This window comes from Pseudomonas sp. zfem001 (genome assembly GCF_032621725.1).
GTDB lineage: Bacteria > Pseudomonadota > Gammaproteobacteria > Pseudomonadales > Pseudomonadaceae > Aquipseudomonas > Aquipseudomonas sediminis.
Window position 1 is genome coordinate 75,340 of the sequence record NZ_JAVYJI010000008.1, and the last position, 21,051, is coordinate 96,390.

Here is a 21,051-nt window from a genome sequence, read left to right on the forward strand (position 1 = left end):
GCACCCTTCAATACGGGTATGATCCGGGGTTCAAGTTGCCCAAGATAGTGGAAGTCACCCTCCGATGCAAAAAACCAAGCTCTTGCTGACCAGCCTGTCGCTGACCGGGCTCTTCGCACTCGCCGGTTGTTCATTCCCCGGGGTTTACAAGATCGACATTCAACAGGGCAATGTCGTGACACAGGACATGATAGACCAGCTGCGCCCGGGAATGACCCGACGCCAAGTGCGGTTTATCATGGGTAACCCGCTGATCACCGACACCTTCCATGCCGATCGCTGGGATTATCTGTACAGCATCCAGCCTGGCGGCCGTCAGCGCCTGCAGGAACGCGTCAGCCTGGTGTTCGACGGCAGCGACCAACTGGTTGGCCTAGCCGGCGACTTCATGCCCGGCGTAAGCCGTGACCAGGCGATCATGGGCGAAGGTGGCGACACCAGCAGTGCCCAGCCGCAAGCCAAACCGCAGGATGAAACGCCGCCAGCGCCCGGCTCGTTGCTGGAGCAGATCCAGCGCGAGGTGGATCAGGTCGAAACCGTCCCGGTGCCGACGCCTGAGCCGCTGGACACCGATCCGCAGTAATACGCGGACACTAAAAAGCCCGGACCGAATCCGGGCTTTTTCGCATCTGGCGCCTGGCTAGCCTACCGACTCGCCATCATCACGCCGGTTCTTCGCCCTCTTCCCTGGCCTTGGCTTTGGCCGCACGCTGCTTGCGTACTTCCTTCGGGTCAGCGATCAGCGGCCGATAGATCTCGACGCGCTCACCTTCCTCCAGCACTCGCTCTTCCGGTTTGCCCACCGCCTTGCCAAAAATGCCCAGCGGCGCCTGGCTCAGATCCAGTTCCGGAAAGAACTGCTGCATACCAGAACGCAGTGCGGCCTCGCGCACCGTGGTGCCGGCCGGTACGGACAAGCGCAGCAGCTTCTGCCGCTCGGCAAGGGCGTAGACCACTTCGATGGCAATACTGGGTTTATCCATACAACTGCTTGGCTCGCTGGCAGAAGGCATCGACCATGGTATTGGCCGCCTGATTGAACAGCGGCCCCAGCGTGGCACGCACCAGCGGCCCGGCGTAGTCGAAGGTCAGGTCCAGGCTGATCTTGCAGGCCTTGTCACCCAGCGCCTTGAACTCCCAGACACCATGGAGACTGGTGAAAGGTCCTTCCTGCAGATTCATTTCGATACGCTGCCCTGGCTGCAGCACATTGCGCGTGACGAAGCGCTGACCGATGCTGCCTTTGGCCACTTCGAGGCTGGCCAGCATATGCGTCTCGCTGACCTCCAATACCTCACTGGCGCGGCACCAGGGCAGAAACTGCGGGTAACCGGCAACATCGTTGACGAGATCAAACAGTGCCTGCGCCGGATAAGGCAGTAACGCCGAGCGCTGGATTCGAGTAGCCATTTACTTGCTCAGCTCCGCGATGAAAACGATCAGGACGCCGATTGGCGCCACAACGCGAATCAGCCAGAGGGCCAGATTGAACAGCAGCGGGCTTCTGATGGACAGCTCGTCACGCACAGCGTCACGGCTCAACACCCAACCGGCGAACATGGCGAAAGCCAGACCGCCCAGCGGCAGCAGAATACGGCTGGTGAGGTAATCGATGCTGTCGAAGAAGGTCTTGCCGCCTTCGGCGCCCCACTGCAGCAGATGGAAACCATCCTCGGCGAAAACGAAGAACTTGGCCTCAGCCCAGAGGTTGAACGACAGTACCGTACCCATCCCCACCAGCCAGCACAGCAGCGCCAGCGCGGCGGTTACCTGCGCGCGGCTGCGCCCGGTTTTCTCGACGAAGTAGGCCACGGCCGGCTCCAGCATGGAAATTGAGGAGCTCCATGCGGCAACGGCCACCAGCACGAAGAAGATCAGCCCCATCACCTGACCAAAGGCGATATTGCCGAAGGCAATCGGCAGCGTGACGAACATCAGCCCCGGGCCACCTCCCGGCTCCAGGCCAGCGGCAAAGACGATGGGGAACAGCGCCAGACCCGCCGTCAACGCCACCAGGGTATCGAGCACACCAACGGTCAACACCGTAGCGCCGATCGAAGCCTTCTTCGGCATGTAGGCGCCGTAGACCATGATCGAGCCGACACCTACGCTCAGGGTAAAGAACGCATGCCCCATGGCGGCGAGGATGCCGTCCTGCACCTTGCTCGGATCGAAATGAAAGAGGAAATCGAAACCTTCGCGGAAATGCCCGGTGGTGAAGCTGTAACCCAGCAGCACCAGCAGCAGCACGAACAGCAGCGGCATCATGATACGCAAGCTGCGCTCCAGGCCTGCCACCACGCCCTTGGCGATGACGAACGCAGTGATCAGCATGAACAGGCTGTGCCACAAGGTCAGGCGCCACGGGTCGGAAGTCAGACCACCGAACGCCGCACCTGCGCCATCGGCGCTGATACCGGTGAAGTCGCCACGGCCCATACCTATGATGTAATCCAGCGACCAACCAGCCACCACACTGTAGAAGGACAGAATCAGTAGCGCGGCGACCATCCCCATCAGCGCAGCCAGCGACCAGTGCTTGGAGGCTCCGGCTTCGATCGCCAGGCTCTTCATCGCATTGACCGGGCTCTGCCGGCCGCGGCGGCCGATCATGGTTTCTGCCAGCATGATCGGCACACCCACCAGGGCAATGCAGAACAGGTACATGACGACGAACGCACCGCCGCCATAGACCCCTGTCATATAGGGGAATTTCCAGATATTGCCGAGACCGACCGCCGAGCCGGTCGCCGCCAGGATGAATACCCAGCGACTGGCCCAGGCACCGTGAATCGAAACTTTGTCGCTCGCCATTACGGCCAAGACCCCATACTGCGGGAAAAAAGATCGCACATTGTCGGAGATTAGCGGCATGGGCTCAAGTTTGGCTCGGTAACGCCCCATGGCGCAGGCGCTGACGACTCCCTATAATGCGCGCCCTATGGCTAAGCAAAAGAAACATCCTCAAGGCACCATCGCGCTGAACAAAAAGGCGCTGCATGACTATTTCATCGAACACAAGTTCGAGGCCGGCCTGGTGCTGTCCGGCTGGGAAGTGAAGAGCCTGCGTGCCGGCAAGGCACAGCTGGTCGACAGCTACGTGCTGCTCAAGGACGATGAAGCCTGGTTGATGGGCTGCCACATCACGCCCTTGAAAACCGCCAGCACCCACGTCATCGCCGACCCGACCCGCACGCGCAAGCTGCTACTTAACAAGCGCGAGCTGGAAAAACTGTTCGGCTCGGTACAGCAGAAGGGCTACACCGCCGTGGCACTGTCGCTGTACTGGAAGCAGCATCTGGTCAAATGCGAAATTGCCCTGGCCAAGGGCAAGAAAGACTTCGACAAGCGCCACACCGAGAAGGAACGTGACGCCGACCGCGAAGTTCAGCGCGCGATGCGCAGCAAGGGCAAGGAAGACTGAACATCCTCCCCACCTCGTAGCCTGGGTGATGATTGATCGCCTGGGCTCGTTGTTTCTTACAAGCCTAGCCGGCGCTGCGCACGCGCCACACGCTGGGCTTCCAGCTGCACTTCTGAGAGCACTTCCTGCACATAGTCGATGTGCTGGTTGGAAAGCTCGCGAGCATCCTCCGCACGACCTTCGATGATCGCCTGATACAACGCGCGGTGCTGCCCGATCAGCATGTCGCGGGTCTCCTCACGCTGGGCATACATGCCGCCGATGTTGGTCACCACGTTGCGCTTGAGCAAGTCGAACAGACCACGGATGGTGTGCAGCAGCACCGCGTTATGACTGGCCTCGGCAATCGCCAGGTGAAAGCGCGCATCGGCCGCCCCCTCCTCGGCACGAGTCACCTTGCCGACTCGCGCATAGCAATCCTGCAAGGCTTCGAACGCTTCGGTGAGGCGCTGCCGGTCGATATCGGTGGCGCGCCTGGCCGCGTAGTAGGCGCAGGAGCCTTCCAGCGTATGGCGGAATTCCAGCAGGTCACGCTGGGCATCTTCCTTGTGCTCCAGCAGTTGCAGTAGCGGGTCGCTGAAGGTCGAGCCGAGCGATTCAGCGACATAATTACCGCCACCCTGGCGACTGATCAGCAGCCCCTTGGCTACCAACTTCTGGATCGCTTCACGCAGGGACGGACGAGACACGCCGAACTGCTCGGCCAACGCACGTTCTGCGGGCAGCCTCTCACCGGCACGCAAGGTGCCCTCGAGAATCATGGTTTCCAGTTGCGCGACGATGTCATCGGAGAGACGACGCTGCCGCACCTGACCTACTTCCATCACCGACATCTCCATTGGTTTGACCAGGCCGAAGGCCTCAGGAGGCAAGCCTATAGCGCGCCCCTTCGCTGAACAAGCAAGCACTCTACGACCAAAGTCTTAGCCACTCGATTTGACAGTTAATTGAGCAACTTTTAACCTGACCTCGCTTCATTGTAAATTGGTATTACCAATTTGACCAACAAGAACAACAAACCATCGAGGTCACGCCATGACAGCCCTACGCGCTGCAAGCCTGTTCGATCACGCCTCATCCCTGCCGCGCCCGCTGCGCGCTCGTGTGGAGTAAGACCCAATGTCCAACGGAATTCTCGCCCTGCTGGCGTTCTCGCCGATTCTGCTTGCTGCCGTTCTGCTAATCGGCCTGCGCTGGCCGGCCAAACACGCCATGCCTCTGGTCTACCTGGTGACTGCCGCCGTCGGTCTGTTCGCCTGGGACATGACCCTCAATCGTGTCCTGGCCTCCACCCTGCAAGGCTTGTTGATCACTCTCGGCCTGCTGTGGATCATTTTCGGCGCCATCCTGCTACTGAACACCCTCAAGCACTCTGGTGGTATCACCGCCATCCGTGCCGGCTTCACCACCATCAGTCCTGACCGCCGCATCCAGGCCATCATCATCGCCTGGTTGTTCGGCTGCTTCATCGAGGGCGCCTCGGGCTTTGGTACACCGGCCGCCATCGCTGCCCCGCTGCTGGTTGCCATCGGTTTTCCGGCCATGGCCGCCGTGTTGATGGGCATGCTGGTACAAAGCACGCCGGTCTCCTTCGGCGCCGTCGGTACGCCGATCATCGTCGGTCTCAATACCGGCCTGGACACTGCCACCATCGGTGCGCAGCTGGTCGAGCAAGGTTCATCCTGGGCGCAGTTCCTGCAGTTGATCACCAGTGAAGTGGCGATCATCCATGCCACCGTCGGTGTGGTCATGCCGGTCATCATGGCAATGATGCTGACCCGTTTCTTCGGTCAGGAGAAAAGCTGGAAAGCCGGTCTGGAAGTGCTGCCGTTCGCGATTTTCGCGGGGCTAGCCTTCGTCGTGCCGTACGTCTTCACCGGCGTCTTCCTCGGCCCGGAATTCCCATCGCTGCTGGGCGGCCTGATCGGCCTGGCCATCGTCACCAGCGCCGCACGCTTCGGCTTCCTGGTGCCGAAAAAGACCTGGGACTTCGCCCCGGCGGACAAATGGCCGAGCGAATGGCTGGGCACCGTCGAGATGAAGCTGGACGAACTGACCGCCAAACCGATGAGCGCACTACGCGCCTGGCTGCCCTATGTGCTGGTCGGCGCACTGCTGGTGATCAGCCGTGTGTTCCCGGAAGTAGGCAACGCGCTGAAGGCCGTGGTGGTGAACTTCCCGGACCTGCTCGGCGAAGCCGGCGTCAGCGCCAACTTCCAACCCCTGTACCTGCCGGGCGGCATTCTGGTCGCCGTGGTTCTGGCCACGTTCTTCCTGCATGGCATGAAGGCGCGTGACCTGGGCAAGGCGGTGAAAGAGTCATCCAGCGTATTGCTTAGCGCCGGTTTCGTGCTGCTGTTCACAGTGCCGATGGTGCGTATCCTGATCAACTCCGGCGTGAATGGTGCAGAACTGGCCAGCATGCCGATCCTCATGGCGCGCTGGGTGGCCGACAGCGTTGGCGGCATCTATCCGCTACTGGCCCCGAGCATCGGTGCCCTGGGCGCCTTCATCGCAGGCTCCAACACCGTCAGCAACATGATGTTCAGCCAGTTCCAATTCGGCGTGGCCAGCAGCCTGGGTATTTCCAGCGCTCTGATCGTCGCGGTCCAGGCCGTGGGTGCCGCCGCCGGCAACATGGTGGCGATCCATAACGTGGTTGCAGCCTCGGCTACCGTTGGCCTGCTCGGCCGCGAAGGCAGTACCCTGCGCAAGACCATCTGGCCGACGCTTTACTACCTGCTGTTTACCGGCATCATCGCGATGGTCGCGATCTACGTGCTGGGCGTCAGCGATCCGCTGATGACTCACTGATCGATTGGTAGTGAACGAACGCCCCGACATCGTCGGGGCATTTGCCATCAGGCTACGCTTCCCCTTTTTAAGCAACAGGATGAGCCCATGATCATTTCTGCCTCGACCGACTACCGCGCTGCCGCTCAACGCAAGCTGCCGCCCTTCCTGTTCCACTACGCCGATGGCGGCGCTTACGCCGAACACACGCTGCGCCGCAATGTCGCTGATCTGTCGGACATCGAACTGCGCCAGCGCGTGCTGAAGAACATGTCCGAACTGGACCTGTCCACCGAGCTGTTCGGCGAGAAGATGTCGATGCCGGTCGGCCTGGCACCGGTTGGCCTGACCGGCATGTTCGCTCGCCGTGGCGAAGTTCAGGCGGCCAAGGCAGCAGCGGCCAAGGGTATTCCCTTCACCCTGTCCACCGTGTCGGTGTGCCCGATCGAGGAAGTGGCACCGGCCATCGACCGACCGATGTGGTTCCAGCTCTACGTGCTGAAAGATCGCGGCTTCATGAAGAACGCCCTGGAGCGCGCCAAGGCCGCCGGCTGCTCGACGCTGGTATTCACCGTCGACATGCCCGTGCCCGGTGCCCGCTACCGTGACGCCCACTCCGGCATGAGCGGCCCGAACGCCGCACTGCGCCGCATGCTGCAAGCGATGACTCACCCGCAGTGGGCCTGGGATGTCGGTCTGATGGGCAAACCGCATGACCTGGGCAATATCTCCGCTTACCGCGGCAACCCGACTGGCCTGGCCGACTACATCGGCTGGCTGGGCGCCAACTTCGATCCGTCGATCTCCTGGAAGGACCTGGAATGGATCCGCGACTTCTGGGACGGCCCGATGGTGATCAAGGGCATTCTCGACCCGGAAGACGCCCGCGATGCGGTAACTTTCGGCGCCGACGGCATCATCGTTTCCAACCATGGCGGTCGTCAGCTCGACGGCGTGCTGTCCAGCGCCCGCGCCTTGCCGGCCATCGCCGATGCGGTCAAGGGTGACCTGAAAATCCTCGCCGACTCCGGTATCCGCACCGGCCTCGACGTAGTGCGGATGATCGCCCAGGGCGCCGACACCGTGCTGCTCGGTCGTGCCTTCCTCTATGCCCTGGCCGCTGCCGGTGGTGCGGGCGTGAGCAACCTGCTCGACCTGATCGAGAAGGAAATGCGCGTGGCCATGGTGCTGACTGGCGCCAAATCCATCGCCGAAATCACCTCGGACCTGCTGGTAAAGGAGCGCTGAGCCAATGACTGCCGCCGTCACGCCCGCCATTAACCGCGACGCTCTGCTGACGCAGATGCGCCAGATCGTCGGCAGCAGTCATGTGCTGACCGACGAACAAAGCACGCGGCGCTTCCGCAAGGGCCACCGCACCGGTGAGGGCAACGTCCTGGCCGTGGTACGCCCCGCTTCGCTGCTGGAGCAGTGGCGCATCCTGCAGGCGGCAGTGGCGGCCGACCGCATCGTCATCATGCAGGCAGCCAATACCGGCCTGACCGGAGGCTCGACCCCGGATGGCGCCGACTACGACCGCGAGATCGTGCTGATCAGCACCCTGCGGATCACCGGCGTACAACTGATCAACGATGGTCAGCAGGTGGTGTGCCTGCCCGGCGCGACCCTGGATCGCCTGGAACAGGCCCTGGCACCACTGAATCGCGAACCGCATTCGGTGATCGGCTCGTCCTGCATCGGCGCCTCGGTACTCGGCGGTATCTGCAACAACTCCGGCGGCGCCCTGGTGCGTCGCGGCCCGGCCTACACCGAGCTGGCGCTGTATGCGCAGGTGAAAGATGACGGCTCGCTGGAGCTGGTCAACCATCTGGGCATCGAGCTGGGCAACGATCCGGAGGAAATTCTCACCCGCCTGCAGAACGGCGACTACACACCGCAGCAGGTACGCAATGAGGACACCGCCAAGGCCTCCGATGCGCGCTACGGCGAGCATGTGCGCGACGTCGACGCCGACACCCCCGCGCGCTTCAACGCCGACCCGTCGCGCCTGTTCGAAGCCTCCGGTTCGGCTGGCAAGCTGTGCCTGTTCGCCGTGCGCCTGGACACCTTCCCGAAAGAGCCGAGCACGGTGTTCTACATCGGCAGCAACGACCCGCACGATCTCACCGAAGTGCGCCGCCACCTGCTGGCCAAGCTGCCGCGCCTGCCGATTGCCGGGGAATACATCCATCGCACGGCATTCGATATCGGTGAGAAGTACGGCAAGGACACCTTCCTGGTGATCGACAAATTCGGCACGTCCAAGGTGCCGGCCGCCTTCGCCATGAAGAGCCGCGTGGACGGTTTCTTCGAGCGCTTCGGCCTGCGTGGCGTGACCGACAAGGTGATCCAGGCCCTGATGAACCTGCTGCCCAGCCACCTACCGCAACGCATGCGCGAGTACCGTGACCGTTTCGAGCATCACCTGCTGGTGCGCGTTTCCAACGACACGCTGGAACAGACCCGCAGCTTCCTGACCGAGTATTTCACTGGCAGTGACAGCGGTGCCTATTTCGAGTGCGATGCCGATGAGGGGCGTAAAGCCTTCCTGCATCGCTTCGCCGTGGCCGGTGCAGCGATCCGCTACCGCGAGTCGCACCGCAGCAGCGTCGAGGACATCCTCGCCCTGGACATCGCCCTGCGCCGCAACGACCGCGACTGGGTCGAAACGCTGCCGCAGGAGATGGAAGAGCAGATCATCCACAAGCTCTACTACGGGCACTTCTTCTGCCACGTGTTCCATCAGGACTACATCGTCAAGAAAGGCGTCGACCCGATCGAGATGGAGCACCGCATGTGGAAGCTGCTGGACGCTCGCCAAGCCGAGTATCCGGCCGAGCACAACGTCGGCCACCTGTACGTGGCCAAGCCGGCGCTGGCCGGTTTCTACCGCGAACTCGACCCGACCAACACCTTCAACCCTGGCATCGGCCATACCTCGAAGAAGAAGCATTGGGGTGGTTGTTGCTAGGACGCTGAACCTTTATGTAGGAGTGGCCTCACGAGCGCAGCGAGTAGCCCGCCGGGCCATGCCAGGCCTGGCAGCACAACGACCGGCGTACTGCTTCGCGAGTACGCCCTACGGGTTCTCCCCTTTTCCCTACGGCTACAAAAGCAAAGGCCCGCCAAATTGGCGGGCCTTTGTGTTGACGCGGCAAACGATCAGGCGAACACGATTTCTTCGCCATCGACCTTGGCATGCACTACCGCCCCCGGGGCGAAATCGCCAGAGAGTATCTGCTGCGCCAGCGGGTTCTCGATCCAGCGCTGGATCGCCCGTTTCAGCGGACGCGCACCATACACCGGGTCGTAGCCGACCGCGATCAGCTTGTCGAGCGCCTCCGGCGTCAGCTCCAGGCTCAGCTCACGCTCGGCCAGACGACCACGCAGACGCTGCAACTGGATTTCAGCAATGCCGGCGATCTGCTCACGGCCCAGCGGCTCGAACACCACCACTTCGTCGATGCGGTTGATGAACTCGGGACGGAAGTGGCTGCTCACCGCATCCATCACCGCCGCGCGCTGCGCTTCCTTGTCGCCGACCAACTCCTGAATCTGCGCCGAGCCGAGGTTGGAGGTCATCACGATCACCGTGTTCTTGAAGTCCACGGTGCGGCCATGGCTGTCGGTCAGGCGACCGTCTTCCAGTACCTGCAGCAGCACGTTGAACACATCCGGGTGTGCCTTCTCGACTTCGTCCATCAGCACCACCGAATAGGGTTTGCGGCGCACGGCCTCGGTCAGATAACCGCCCTCTTCGTAACCCACGTAGCCGGGCGGTGCACCAATCAGGCGGGCAACGCTGTGCTTCTCCATGAACTCGGACATATCGATGCGTACCAGCGCCTCTTCGGTGTCGAAGAGGAACTCGGCCAGCGCCTTGCACAGCTCGGTCTTACCCACCCCGGTCGGGCCGAGGAAGAGGAACGAACCGCTCGGACGGTTCGGGTCAGCCAGACCGGCACGCGAACGGCGCACGGCGTTGGAAACAGCGACCACCGCCTCGTCCTGGCCGATAACGCGCTGGTGCAGCAAACCTTCCATCTTCAGCAATTTTTCGCGCTCACCTTCGAGCATCTTGCTCACCGGAATGCCCGTCCACTTGGACACGACCTCGGCGATCTCCTCGTCGGTGACCTTGCTGCGCAACAACTGGTTCTCAGCCTTGCCATGCTGATCGACCATCTGCAGGCTGCGCTCCAGATCCGGAATGATGCCGTACTGCAGTTCGGCCATACGCTGCAAGTCGGACTTACGCCGCGCTGCCTCGAGATCGGCCTTGGCCTGCTCGATCTTCTGCTGGATCTGCGCCGAGCCCTGCACCTCGGCCTTCTCCGACTTCCAGATTTCATCCAGGTCGGCGTATTCCTTCTCCAGCCGGGCGATGTCTTCCTTGAGCTTTTCGAGGCGTTTGAGCGCTGCGTCGTCGTCTTCCTTCTTCAGCGCCTCGCGCTCGATTTTCAGTTGGATCAGACGACGATCCAGACGATCGAGCTCCTCGGGCTTGGAATCGATCTCCATGCGGATGCGGCTGGCCGCCTCGTCGATCAGGTCGATGGCCTTGTCCGGCAACTGGCGGTCGGTGATGTAGCGATGGCTGAGCTTGGCCGCAGCGATGATCGCGCCATCGGTGATGGTCACACCGTGGTGCACCTCGTAACGCTCTTTCAGCCCACGCAGAATGGCGATGGTGTCTTCCTCGCTCGGCTCATCCACCAGTACCTTCTGGAAGCGGCGCTCCAGCGCGGCGTCCTTCTCGATGAACTGGCGGTACTCGTCCAGTGTGGTCGCGCCGACGCAGTGCAGCTCCCCACGAGCCAGGGCCGGCTTGAGCATGTTGCCGGCGTCCATGGCGCCCTCGGCCTTGCCGGCGCCGACCATGGTGTGCAGCTCGTCGATGAACAGGATGATGCGCCCTTCCTGCTTACCCAGTTCGTTGAGCACCGCCTTCAGACGCTCTTCGAACTCACCGCGGAACTTGGCGCCGGCGATCAGCGAGCCCATGTCCAGCGACAGCAGGCGCTTGTCCTTCAGGCCATCCGGCACTTCGCCATTGATGATGCGCTGGGCCAGGCCTTCGGCGATGGCGGTCTTGCCCACACCGGGCTCGCCGATCAGTACCGGGTTGTTCTTGGTCCGGCGCTGCAGGACCTGGATAGTGCGGCGGATCTCGTCGTCGCGGCCGATCACCGGGTCGAGCTTGCCTTCTTCGGCGCGCTTGGTCAGGTCGACGGTGTACTTGTCCAGCGCCTGCCGCGATTCCTCGACATTGGGGTCGTTGACGGCCTGGCCGCCGCGCAGGTTGGCGATGGCATTTTCCAGGGCCTTCTTCGATACACCCTGGCCAAGCAGCAGCTTGCCTAGTTTGCTGCTCTCGTCCATGGCAGCGAGCAGCACCAGCTCGCTGGAAATGAACTGGTCGCCCTTCTGCTGTGCCAGACGGTCGGCCTGATTGAGCAGACGGGCCAGGTCCTGCGACAGGTTGATGTCGCCCGTGGGGTTCTGCAGCTTGCCAAGTTGGTCCAGTTCACGGGTCAGGCCCTGACGCAGGCTGTTGATGTCGAAGCCGACCTGCATCAGCAGCGGCTTGATCGAACCGCCCTGTTGCTCGAGCAGCGCCTGCATCAAGTGCAGCGGCTCGATGGCGGCATGATCCATGCCCACCGCCAGGGATTGGGCATCGGAGAGTGCAAGTTGCAGCTTGCTGGTCAAACGATCGATACGCATAAATGTCCTTCCTCCAGAATGGCGAGCCGGGACAACTTCCCCGAAAAAAGAAACTCGCTGAGATGCAGACTAGATAAGGACGATTACGCCGTATTCAAGATGTGGCGACTTGATCCAGATCAGCGCCAGGTGACGTGCTGTTCCAGCGGAAAGCGCAGACGCGGGTTGTAGATGCCCTTCTCGCCCTGACGCCCAACGGCCAGCAGCATGATGGGGATGGCCTGGCGCGGGATATCCAGCACACGACGCAAACGCGGCTCGTCGAAGCCCTCCATCGGACAGGTGGCATAGCCGTGACTCTGGAAAGCGAGCATCAGATTTTCTGCCGCCAGCGCCGTCGACTTCACCGCCCACAGGCGCATATCGGCCTTGCTGTTGGGCTTGCGCATCAGCGGTTTGCGCAACCCCATGAGCCGCACCAGTTGGCGCTTGAACAGGCCGACTAGGCCCAGCGGCCCCTGGTTGTACTGAAACGGCGCGGTCTTGCTGTAGAAACGACGGATGCGCGCCGGTACCTCGGCCTCTGGCCAGTAATCGATGACGTTGCGGCAGGCCTGACGCCAGGTGTCCGGGCGCGCCAGCACGGCAATAATCAAGGGCGCACGTGCAGCGTTCTGGCTCATGCAGACCGGGTGCAGCTGCGCCAGCAGCGCCGGGTCGCGAATCACCTGGAAACTCCAGGGCTGCAGGTTGCAGGAGTTCGGCGCCAGCACGGCCAGTTCCAGGCAATCGCGGATCACCGCGTCCGGCACCAGTTCAGGGGTGAAACGTCGCACTGCACGGCGACTTTCGATCAGTGCACGCAGCTCGCCTGGTGAAGCCATGGCAGGCGGTTGCTCGTTAGGAAAGCTGGTCATGGGCGCACTCCTCGGCAGGTCGGCCGATTAAGCAAGCGGATGACGATGAGAACAAGGGTGCAAGGGGAAATGGCCGGGAATTTGGCCGATTAGCCTCACCTGCGCCCAGGATAGCGAGCGCAGGCGTTGCTACTTCAGAGGCCCAGGGCTTTTTCGATCGCCTGGATCAAGGCCGGATCGTCCGGCGTGGTACGCGGTGAGAAACGCGCCAGTACACGGCCGTCCTGGCCGACCAGAAACTTCTCGAAGTTCCAGGTGATATCACCGGGAAACTCGGCTCCCTCACCGGCCAGCAGGCGATAGAGCGGATGACGAGCAGGGCCGTTGACCTCCAGTTTGCTGCCCAGCGGAAAGCTCACGCCGTAGTTGAGGCTGCAGAAGGAACGGATCTCGTCCTCGCTGCCTGGCTCCTGGCCGGCGAACTGGTTGCACGGCACACCAAGCACGGTGAAACCATTGTCCTTGTACTGTTGATAGAGTTTTTCCAGCCCGGCGTATTGAGGGGTCAGGCCGCATTTGGAGGCGACGTTGACCACTAGCACTACTTGGCCCTTGTAGGGCGCCAACGGCAGTTCCTGGCCGTCCAGCGCACGCAGATTGAGATCGTGAAAAGCACTCATGACGAACTTCCTCAGCGAATTCAGTGCAACGGGCGCACGGCCCGGTAAATCCTGGAAGCGGCTGCAAGCGCACAGACCGCCATGCATGAAAAAGGCGCCCTGAGGCGCCTTTATCGCAAGCTTGAGCTTAGCAGCGGTTGCTCCACTAGGAACGACCGCAAGTCGCCTGACAGGCAACTTAGTGGTGGTGACCACCTTCGCCATGGATGTGACCGTGGGCCACTTCTTCTTCGCTGGCGTCACGTACGGCCACGACCTTGACCTTGAAGTTCAGGCGCTGGCCGGCCAGCGGGTGGTTGCCGTCGACAGTCACGTCGTCGCCGTCGATATCGCGGATGGTGACGATCTGCATGCTGCCGTCCGGGCCCGAAGCGTGGAACTGCATACCCACTTCCAGGGTGTCGACGCCTTCGAACATGGCGCGGCTCAGGGTCGCGACCAGCTCGGCGCTGTATTCACCGTAGGCTTCTTCCGGCTCGACGGAAACGTCCAGCTCATCGCCAACCTGTTTGCCAACCAGGGCCTTCTCGAGACCGGCGATGATATTGCCAGCACCATGCAGATAGACCAGCGGCGCGCCGCCAGTAGAGCTGTCGATCACCTCACCGGCATCGTTGGTCAGGGTATAGTCGATGGAGACGGCCTTGTTGGCGGCGATCAGCATGGGGAGACCTTTTGCGAAAGATAAATGAACGGGCAAGTTTAACCAACGCCAGCCTGGATTGCGACCCGAGCCCGGACAAACGGGCCGTACGGATCGTTGATTTTCGTCAGGACGAGCACGGTGACTGGGTGGCAGTCTTGTCCTGTGGCCATACTCAGCATGTACGCCACCGACCACCCTGGCAGAATCGGCCCTGGGTACTCGATCCCGAGCAGCGCCAAGTCAGGCTGGGAAGCCACTTCCCATGTGGCTGGTGCGCCATGGATCGGTCGCACGATAAATCCAAGGAAGCTTAAATGTCTGCACGCAACATTCTGGTGATCAACTGCGGCAGCTCGTCGATCAAGTTCGCCTTGGTCAACGAAGCGCAGGAAACCTTCATGCTCAGCGGCCTGGCCGAGCGTCTTGGCAGCCCCGAAGCGGTGCTGCACTGGCAACAAGGCGACAAGAAGGACAGCCTGGTTCTGCCGGGGGCCGACCACCGCCTGGCCCTGTCTCATCTTCTACCCGTGGTACAGCAGGCCGCAGCCGGCGAGCTGCACGGTATCGGCCACCGTGTGGTACACGGCGGCGAGCACTTTTCCGGCGCCTCTCGCCTGGACGCTGCCAGCCTGCAGGCGATCCGCCAGGTCGCGCCATTGGCTCCCCTGCACAACCCGGCCAATGTGCAAGGCATCGAGGCGGCGATGAAGCTGTTCCCGGACCTGGTGCAGGTGGCGGTGTTCGACACGGCCTTTCACCAGACCCTGCCCGAGCACGCCTACCGCTATGCCGTACCGCAGGCGCTCTACGCCGAACACGGTGTGCGCCGCTATGGCTTCCACGGCACCAGTCACCACTACGTCAGCCGCAAGGCCGCGCAGATGAGCGACCTGGCGTACGACGCCAGCAGCTGGCTGGTCGCGCACCTGGGCAATGGCAGCTCCACCTGCGCCGTAGAAAATGGTCACAGCCGTGACACCAGCATGGGCCTGACGCCGCTGGAAGGCCTGGTGATGGGTACTCGCAGCGGCGATGTCGACCCCAACCTGCACGGCCACCTGGCCCGTACCCTGGGCTGGAGCCTGGAGCGGATCGACAGCATGCTTAATAAGGACAGCGGCCTGCTCGGTCTATCCGGCCTGTCCAACGACATGCGCACGCTGGAGCAGGCCCGCGAACAGGGGCACGTCGGCGCTACCCTGGCCATCGAGGTGTTCTGCTACCGCCTGGCCAAATCGCTGGCGGCGATGAGCTGCGCGCTGCGCCGTCTCGACGGCCTGATCTTCACCGGCGGTATCGGCGAGAACTCCGCGCTGATCCGCAGCAAGACCCTGGACCATCTCGGCCTGCTCGGGCTGCGGCTGGACGCCCAGGCCAACGCCCGCTGCGTGCGCGGCGTCGCCGGCGCCATTCACGCGGATGGTCATCCGCGCGTGCTGGTGGTACCGACCAACGAAGAGCGGCAGATCGCCCTCGACACTCTTGCCCTGCTCGACTGAGGCTATTTCATGCATACCTTCTTCATCGCCCCCACCGGTTTCGGTGTCGGCCTTACCTCCATCAGCCTCGGCCTGGTAGGCGCGCTGGAGCGCAGCGGTCTCAAGGTCGGCTTCTTCAAGCCCATCGCCCAACCGCATGCTGGCGACCTCGGCCCAGAGCGTTCCAGTGAGCTGATCGCCCGCACCCATGGCCTGAATTCGCCCAAGCCGCTGCCGCTCAGCCATGTCGAACGCATGCTCGGCGACGGCCAGCTGGACGAACTACTGGAAGAGATCATCAGCCTCTATCAGCAGGCCGCAGTCGACAAGGACGTGGTCATCGTCGAAGGCATGGTGCCGACGCGCCACGCCAGCTACGCCGCTCGGGTCAACCTGCACCTGGCCAAGAGCCTGGATGCCGACGTGATTCTGGTCAGCGCCCCGGAAGACGAGAACCTCACCGAGCTGTCCGATCGCATCGAGATCCAGGCCCAGCAGTTCGGCGGCCCCAAAGATCCCAAGGTGCTCGGCGTGATCCTCAACAAGGTGCGCAGCGACAACGGCATCGCAGCCTTCACCGAACGTCTGCAGGAGCTTTCGCCCCTGCTCAAGACCGAGAGCTTCCGCCTGCTCGGCTGTATTCCCTGGCAGGACGAACTGAACGCGCCGCGCACCAAGGACATCGCCGAGTTGCTCGGCGCACGCATCCTCAACGCTGGCGACTATGAGCAGCGACGCATGCTCAAGATCGTGCTCTGCGCCCGCGCCGTGGCCAACAGCGTGCAGTTGCTCAAGCCCGGCACCCTGGTGGTGACGCCGGGTGACCGCGACGACATCATCCTTTCCGCCAGCCTGGCGGCGATGAATGGCGTACCGCTGGCCGGGCTGCTGCTGTGCAGCGATTTCGCCCCCGACCCACGCATCATGGAGCTGTGCCAGGGCGCCCTGGCCAGTGGCCTGCCGGTGATGACCGTGAGCACCGGCTCCTACGATACCGCCACCAACCTCAACCGCCTGAACAAGGAAATCCCCCTGGATGACCGCGAGCGCGCGGAGAAGGTCTCCGACTTCGTCGCCGGGCATATCGATCATGACTGGTTGAGCGCGCGCTGCGGCACACCACGCGAGCTGCGCCTGTCGCCCCCGGCCTTCCGCTACCAGCTGGTACAACGCGCCAAGGCCGCCGCCAAGCGCATCGTCCTGCCCGAGGGCAGCGAGCCACGCACCGTTCAGGCCGCTGCCATCTGCCAGGCACGCGGCATTGCCCGCTGCGTGCTGCTGGCCAAGCCGGAAGACGTGCACGCCGTGGCCCGCGCGCAAGGCATCGAACTGCCGGAAGGCCTGGAGATTCTCGACCCGGACGTGATTCGCGGCCGCTACATCGAGCCGATGGTCGAGCTGCGCAAGGGCAAGGGCCTCAATGCGCCCATGGCAGAAGCGCAGCTGGAAGACACCGTGGTACTCGGCACCATGATGCTCGCCCTGGACGAGGTAGACGGTCTGGTCTCCGGCGCCATCCACACCACCGCCAACACCATTCGCCCGGCCCTGCAGCTGATCAAGACCGCACCAGGCTACAACCTGGTGTCCTCGGTGTTCTTCATGCTGCTGCCGGACCAGGTGCTGGTCTATGGCGACTGCGCGGTGAACCCGGACCCGAACGCCGAGCAACTGGCGGAGATCGCCCTGCAGAGCGCCAACTCGGCGCAGGCTTTTGGCATCCCGCCGCGCGTGGCCATGCTCAGCTACTCCACCGGTGATTCCGGCAGCGGCGAAGAAGTGGAGAAAGTGCGCGTCGCCACCCGCCTGGCCCGTGAGAAACGCCCGGACCTGCTGCTCGACGGCCCGTTGCAGTACGATGCGGCGGCCATCGAGAGCGTCGGCCGGCAGAAAGCGCCGAACAGCCCGGTGGCCGGCCGCGCCACGGTGTTCGTGTTCCCCGACCTGAACACCGGCAATACCACCTACAAGGCCGTGCAGCGCAGCGCCGACTGCATCAGCGTCGGCCCGATGCTGCAGGGCCTGCGCAAGCCGGTGAACGACCTGTCGCGCGGTGCACTGGTCGACGACATCGTCTACACCATCGCGCTGACGGCCATTCAGGCGGCGGATCTACCAAGCTAGAGAGGCCACAGGATGCGCCGTGCGCACCGGCCGAAACAGCCGGTGCGCACCGAGCGAACAAAACCTGATGGTCATCACTGGCACTTGCAGGTCAGTGCACAACCGTTACCCTTGGCGCCGAACCAGCTCGCTGCATGGAACGCCGCAGCTCTTTCGACTGATACGGGGCGCAGAGAAAGCCCCTTTCTCAGGCTGCCCGCAGGGCGTGCAGCCTGCTTACGGAGGCGTTTGCCCGATGCTGCACTTTCTTCCCGCGCCGCTGCGTGGCCTGATCGCGAGCCTGCTGTTGGCTCTCAACACCCTGTTCTGGTGCTGGCCGCTGTTCTTCGTCGCCCTGCTCAAACTGCTGCTGCCATTCGCGCCGATACAGCGTGCACTGCGCTTCGTCATGCACGGGATCGCCGAAAGCTGGATCGGCGTCAACAAATTCTGGATGCGCCTGGTTGGCCACATTGAATGGAACGTCCAGGGCCTGGAGCGCTTCGATACTCGTCACTCCTACCTGGTAACCAGCAACCACCAGAGCTGGGCGGATATCCTGGTGCTGCAGTACCTGCTCAACCGACGTATGCCGCTGCTGAAGTTCTTCCTCAAACAGGAGCTGATCTGGGTGCCGGTGATCGGCCTGTGCTGGTGGGCGCTGGAGTTTCCGTTCATGAAGCGCTTCAGCAAGGAATACCTGGCCAAGTATCCGGAGAAGCGCGGCCAGGATCTGGCGACCACGCGCAAGGCCTGCGCACGTTACAAGACCAACCCCGTGGCGGTGTTCAACTTCCTCGAGGGCACCCGCCTGACCCCGGCCAAGCATACGCAGCAGCAGTCGCCGTTCAAGCACCTGCTCAAGCCCAAGGCTGGCGGCATCGCCTTCGTGCTCGACGCCATGGGTGAACAGCTGCACGCCATCGTCAACGTCACCATCCACTACCCGCATGGCGTACCAGGCTTCTGGGACTTGCTCTGTGGGCGCCTGGATGCGGTGCAGGTGTTTTTCAAGCAGGTCGATATTCCGCGCGAATTCATCGGCCGTAACTACGACCAGGACGACGACTATCGCCTGGCCTTCCAGCAGTGGGTCAATCGCCTCTGGGAGGAGAAGGACGCCGAGCTCGCCAGCTTGCATCGTTCGGCGCAGCCCAGGCCGTAGAGGGCGCTGCGCCCCGCCCCGGCTTCGCGCCCCATCTGATGCGCGGGCTCACTGATCAGGGGACGGCAAGGGCAACTTGCTCCAATCCAGCAGCGCCGGCATCTGCATCGCGCTGCTGGCCGGCACGCCCGGCGCCACCAGAAAGCCCTGCATGATGCTGCAATGGTGTTGCGTCAACCATTCACGTTGGGCCTGGGTTTCGACGCCTTCGGCGATGACCTCCAGGCCCAGGTGGTGGCCAAGATCGATGATGGTGCTGACCACCGCAGCGTCACGTGGTGAGTCGAGCATGTTGGAGACGAACAGACGGTCGATCTTCAGCGTATCGAGCTCGAAGTGACGCAGATACGCCAATGATGAATAGCCGGTGCCGAAATCATCGATGGCAATCTTCACCCCCAGCTCGCGCAGATGACGCAGTTGCGCCTGCGTCAGCTCCAGATCCTGCATCAGCGCACTCTCAGTGACCTCCACTTCCAACTGGCTGGGCTTCAGACCGTGAGCGTCGAGCACACGCTGCAGGTCGGTCACCAGTTGCGGCATGCCGAACTGTACCGGGCTGACGTTGAGGCTGAGCACCATGTCCTCACCGAACTGTTGCTTGAACACGGCCAATTGCCTGGCACCCTCACGGAAGATCCATTCGCCGAGACGGTTGATCAGGCGGGTTTCTTCGAGCAGCGGAATGAACACGTTCGGCGCCACGGTGCCTGCGACACGATGCTGCCAGCGTAGCAAGGCTTCAAAGCCGCGCAGGCGTCCGCTATCCAGATGGAACTGCGGCTGATAAACCAGTACGAAGTCATCGTTCTCGATGGCGTGACGCAGGCTTTCTTCGAGCATCAGCCGCGAACGCGCACGTCCGTTCATCTCTGGTGAGAAGAAGCGGTATTGCTGGCGACCGGCGCGCTTAGCTTCATACATCGCCATGTCGGCGGAACGCAGCAGGCCCTCCACGCTCTGTCCGCATTCAGGAAAGCAGGCGATGCCAACGCTGGCGCCGAGGGTGAAGTCCACACCGTCGAGGGTATGGCGCACCGAGACCAGCTCGATCAGCTTCTCAGCGACCTTGGCGGCGTCCTCGGGGTGGCCGAGGTTGTCCAGCAGCGCGGTGAATTCGTCACCACCGATGCGCGCCAGGCTGTCATAGGGACGCAAGCAGGCCTTGAGCTGCTCACCGACACGGCGCAGCAACTGATCGCCGACATCATGGCCGAGCGAGTCATTGATGCGCTTGAAACCGTCCAGGTCCAGGTACAGCACCGCGACCCGCTGACCGCTGCGCTCGATACGCGCCAACGCCGATTCCAGTGCCTGATGAAAGCCACGGCGATTGAGCAGGCCGGTCAACGCGTCAGTGACCGCCTGCGACTCCAGTTGCGCGTGCAGATTACGCACCACCGACATATCCAGCGCGATCAGCACCATCGCACGTTGCGGCCGCGGCAGTGGTGAGCAGGACAGGGCCACGGGCAGGCAACCGCCCTTGAACGTGCGCAACATCGCTTCGTGCACGCGATAGGTCGCCTCGCGTTTAAAGTGCAGGTAGAACTCGGACTGCTGCCAGCCGCCTTCACTGGCTGGATTCTTGAGAAACGACAGCAGATCGACGCCCTCAAGATCAGCCACCTCGCCATCGAGCATCTGCGCCATCGCGGGGTTGGCGAACTGGATGCGACCATCCTCGCCGACCACCAGAATACCCTCGGCGGCATTGGCCAGCACCGAGGCGTTGAATGCCCTGGCGCGCTCAAGCTGCTGGGAAAGTGTCTGCAATTCACAGCGATTGTGCTCGTGCTCCAGCAGGCTCTGAATCTTATGGCGCAACACACTGGGGTCGAAGGGCTTGAGCATGAAGTCCACGGCACCAGTGCTATAACCACGCAATACGGCATCGTGGGTCTGCGCGATGGCGGATACGAAGATGATTGGCGTCAATCGCGTCCGCGGGTTGCCACGCATCAGACGGGCGACTTCGAAGCCGTCCATACCCGGCATCTGCACATCGAGCAGCACCAGCCCGACATCGTCTTCGAGCAGACAGCGCAGGGCCTCTTCACCGGAGCTGGCGCAACGCAGCAGCCACTCGCCATCCTCGAGCAGCGCCTGCATGGCCTCGAGGTTCTCCATACGGTCATCCACCACCAACAGAACCTGCTTGGCGGGTACAGCGGCGTTCTTACTCTGCGCCTGGGCCATCGTCACTCCCCTGTCCATCTGCCCTTGCACCACTTACTC

The 21,051-nt window shown here is 62.6% G+C and carries 18 protein-coding genes; 9 read left to right on the plus strand and 9 right to left on the minus strand.

Annotated elements, in window-relative coordinates; all coding sequences use genetic code 11:
- The first annotated feature begins 64 nt into the window (after positions 1 to 64).
- On the plus strand, positions 65 to 583 hold the full coding sequence (locus RTH74_RS22430; RefSeq protein ID WP_316916106.1) for an outer membrane protein assembly factor BamE: 519 nt from the start codon (positions 65 to 67) through the stop codon (positions 581 to 583).
- 79 nt (positions 584 to 662) lie between these two features.
- Here RTH74_RS22430 and RTH74_RS22435 read toward each other — a convergent pair whose 3' ends face one another.
- From RTH74_RS22435 to RTH74_RS22445, 3 genes are read right to left on the minus strand one after another with little or no spacing between them, the layout of a single operon-like run.
- The gene (locus RTH74_RS22435) at positions 663 to 983 is read right to left on the minus strand and encodes an RnfH family protein (protein WP_106735375.1); all 321 of its coding nucleotides are present in this window, start codon (positions 981 to 983) and stop codon (positions 663 to 665) included.
- Positions 976 to 1,410 (minus strand): type II toxin-antitoxin system RatA family toxin, encoded by a 435-nt coding sequence (locus RTH74_RS22440; protein WP_055987035.1) that lies wholly within the window; start codon positions 1,408 to 1,410, stop codon positions 976 to 978. The genes RTH74_RS22435 and RTH74_RS22440 overlap by 8 nt, the downstream gene beginning before the upstream one ends.
- Positions 1,411 to 2,814, minus strand: coding sequence for a sodium-dependent transporter (locus RTH74_RS22445; protein ID WP_099526115.1), 1,404 nt, complete (start codon positions 2,812 to 2,814; stop codon positions 1,411 to 1,413). It lies immediately after the preceding gene.
- Between the two features lie 127 nt (positions 2,815 to 2,941).
- Between RTH74_RS22445 and smpB the strand changes: the two genes are divergently transcribed.
- A complete protein-coding gene (gene smpB / locus RTH74_RS22450; protein WP_055987029.1) occupies positions 2,942 to 3,424 on the plus strand; it encodes an SsrA-binding protein SmpB in 483 nt (160 codons plus the stop codon).
- 56 nt (positions 3,425 to 3,480) lie between these two features.
- On the opposite strand, the gene RTH74_RS22455 is transcribed toward smpB, so the two are convergent.
- Positions 3,481 to 4,248 carry an FCD domain-containing protein gene (locus RTH74_RS22455; RefSeq protein ID WP_106735373.1) on the minus strand — a complete coding sequence of 256 codons (768 nt, stop codon included), beginning with the start codon at positions 4,246 to 4,248 and terminating at the stop codon, positions 3,481 to 3,483.
- A gap of 295 nt (positions 4,249 to 4,543) precedes the next feature.
- Here RTH74_RS22455 and RTH74_RS22460 point away from each other — a divergent pair, with 295 nt between their 5' ends.
- The 3 genes from RTH74_RS22460 (at position 4,544) to dld (ending at position 9,188) form a co-directional block, all read left to right on the plus strand.
- Positions 4,544 to 6,238 carry an L-lactate permease gene (locus RTH74_RS22460; RefSeq protein ID WP_099526118.1) on the plus strand — a complete coding sequence of 565 codons (1,695 nt, stop codon included), beginning with the start codon at positions 4,544 to 4,546 and terminating at the stop codon, positions 6,236 to 6,238.
- An 87-nt stretch (positions 6,239 to 6,325) separates the two neighbouring features.
- Positions 6,326 to 7,465, plus strand: coding sequence for an FMN-dependent L-lactate dehydrogenase LldD (gene lldD / locus RTH74_RS22465; RefSeq protein WP_099526119.1), 1,140 nt, complete (start codon positions 6,326 to 6,328; stop codon positions 7,463 to 7,465).
- A 4-nt stretch (positions 7,466 to 7,469) separates the two neighbouring features.
- Positions 7,470 to 9,188 (plus strand): D-lactate dehydrogenase, encoded by a 1,719-nt coding sequence (gene dld / locus RTH74_RS22470; protein ID WP_316916107.1) that lies wholly within the window; start codon positions 7,470 to 7,472, stop codon positions 9,186 to 9,188.
- A gap of 191 nt (positions 9,189 to 9,379) precedes the next feature.
- On the opposite strand, the gene clpB is transcribed toward dld, so the two are convergent.
- From clpB to RTH74_RS22490, 4 genes are all read right to left on the minus strand, one after another.
- The gene (gene clpB, locus RTH74_RS22475; RefSeq protein ID WP_179544080.1) at positions 9,380 to 11,944 is read right to left on the minus strand and encodes an ATP-dependent chaperone ClpB; all 2,565 of its coding nucleotides are present in this window, start codon (positions 11,942 to 11,944) and stop codon (positions 9,380 to 9,382) included.
- Positions 11,945 to 12,063: 119 nt separating this feature from the next.
- Complete coding sequence (locus RTH74_RS22480) at positions 12,064 to 12,801, minus strand: nitroreductase family protein (RefSeq protein WP_316916108.1); 738 nt, start codon at positions 12,799 to 12,801, stop codon at positions 12,064 to 12,066.
- A gap of 134 nt (positions 12,802 to 12,935) precedes the next feature.
- The gene (locus RTH74_RS22485; protein WP_099526123.1) at positions 12,936 to 13,421 is read right to left on the minus strand and encodes a glutathione peroxidase; all 486 of its coding nucleotides are present in this window, start codon (positions 13,419 to 13,421) and stop codon (positions 12,936 to 12,938) included.
- A 178-nt stretch (positions 13,422 to 13,599) separates the two neighbouring features.
- A complete protein-coding gene (locus RTH74_RS22490) occupies positions 13,600 to 14,085 on the minus strand; it encodes an FKBP-type peptidyl-prolyl cis-trans isomerase (RefSeq protein WP_099526124.1) in 486 nt (161 codons plus the stop codon).
- 11 nt (positions 14,086 to 14,096) lie between these two features.
- Between RTH74_RS22490 and RTH74_RS22495 the strand changes: the two genes are divergently transcribed.
- From RTH74_RS22495 to RTH74_RS22510, 4 genes are all read left to right on the plus strand, one after another.
- Positions 14,097 to 14,381: a DUF3565 domain-containing protein gene (locus RTH74_RS22495; protein WP_316916109.1), complete on the plus strand. Its 285-nt coding sequence runs from the start codon at positions 14,097 to 14,099 to the stop codon at positions 14,379 to 14,381.
- Entirely contained in the window at positions 14,382 to 15,566 is a 1,185-nt protein-coding gene (locus RTH74_RS22500) for an acetate kinase (protein WP_316916110.1), read from the plus strand.
- Between the two features lie 9 nt (positions 15,567 to 15,575).
- Positions 15,576 to 17,669: a phosphate acetyltransferase gene (gene pta / locus RTH74_RS22505; RefSeq protein ID WP_316916111.1), complete on the plus strand. Its 2,094-nt coding sequence runs from the start codon at positions 15,576 to 15,578 to the stop codon at positions 17,667 to 17,669.
- Positions 17,670 to 17,904: 235 nt separating this feature from the next.
- Positions 17,905 to 18,813 carry an acyltransferase gene (locus tag RTH74_RS22510; RefSeq protein WP_316916112.1) on the plus strand — a complete coding sequence of 303 codons (909 nt, stop codon included), beginning with the start codon at positions 17,905 to 17,907 and terminating at the stop codon, positions 18,811 to 18,813.
- A gap of 48 nt (positions 18,814 to 18,861) precedes the next feature.
- Here RTH74_RS22510 and RTH74_RS22515 read toward each other — a convergent pair whose 3' ends face one another.
- The gene (locus RTH74_RS22515) at positions 18,862 to 21,012 is read right to left on the minus strand and encodes an EAL domain-containing protein (RefSeq protein ID WP_316916150.1); all 2,151 of its coding nucleotides are present in this window, start codon (positions 21,010 to 21,012) and stop codon (positions 18,862 to 18,864) included.
- Positions 21,013 to 21,051: the final 39 nt, after the last annotated feature.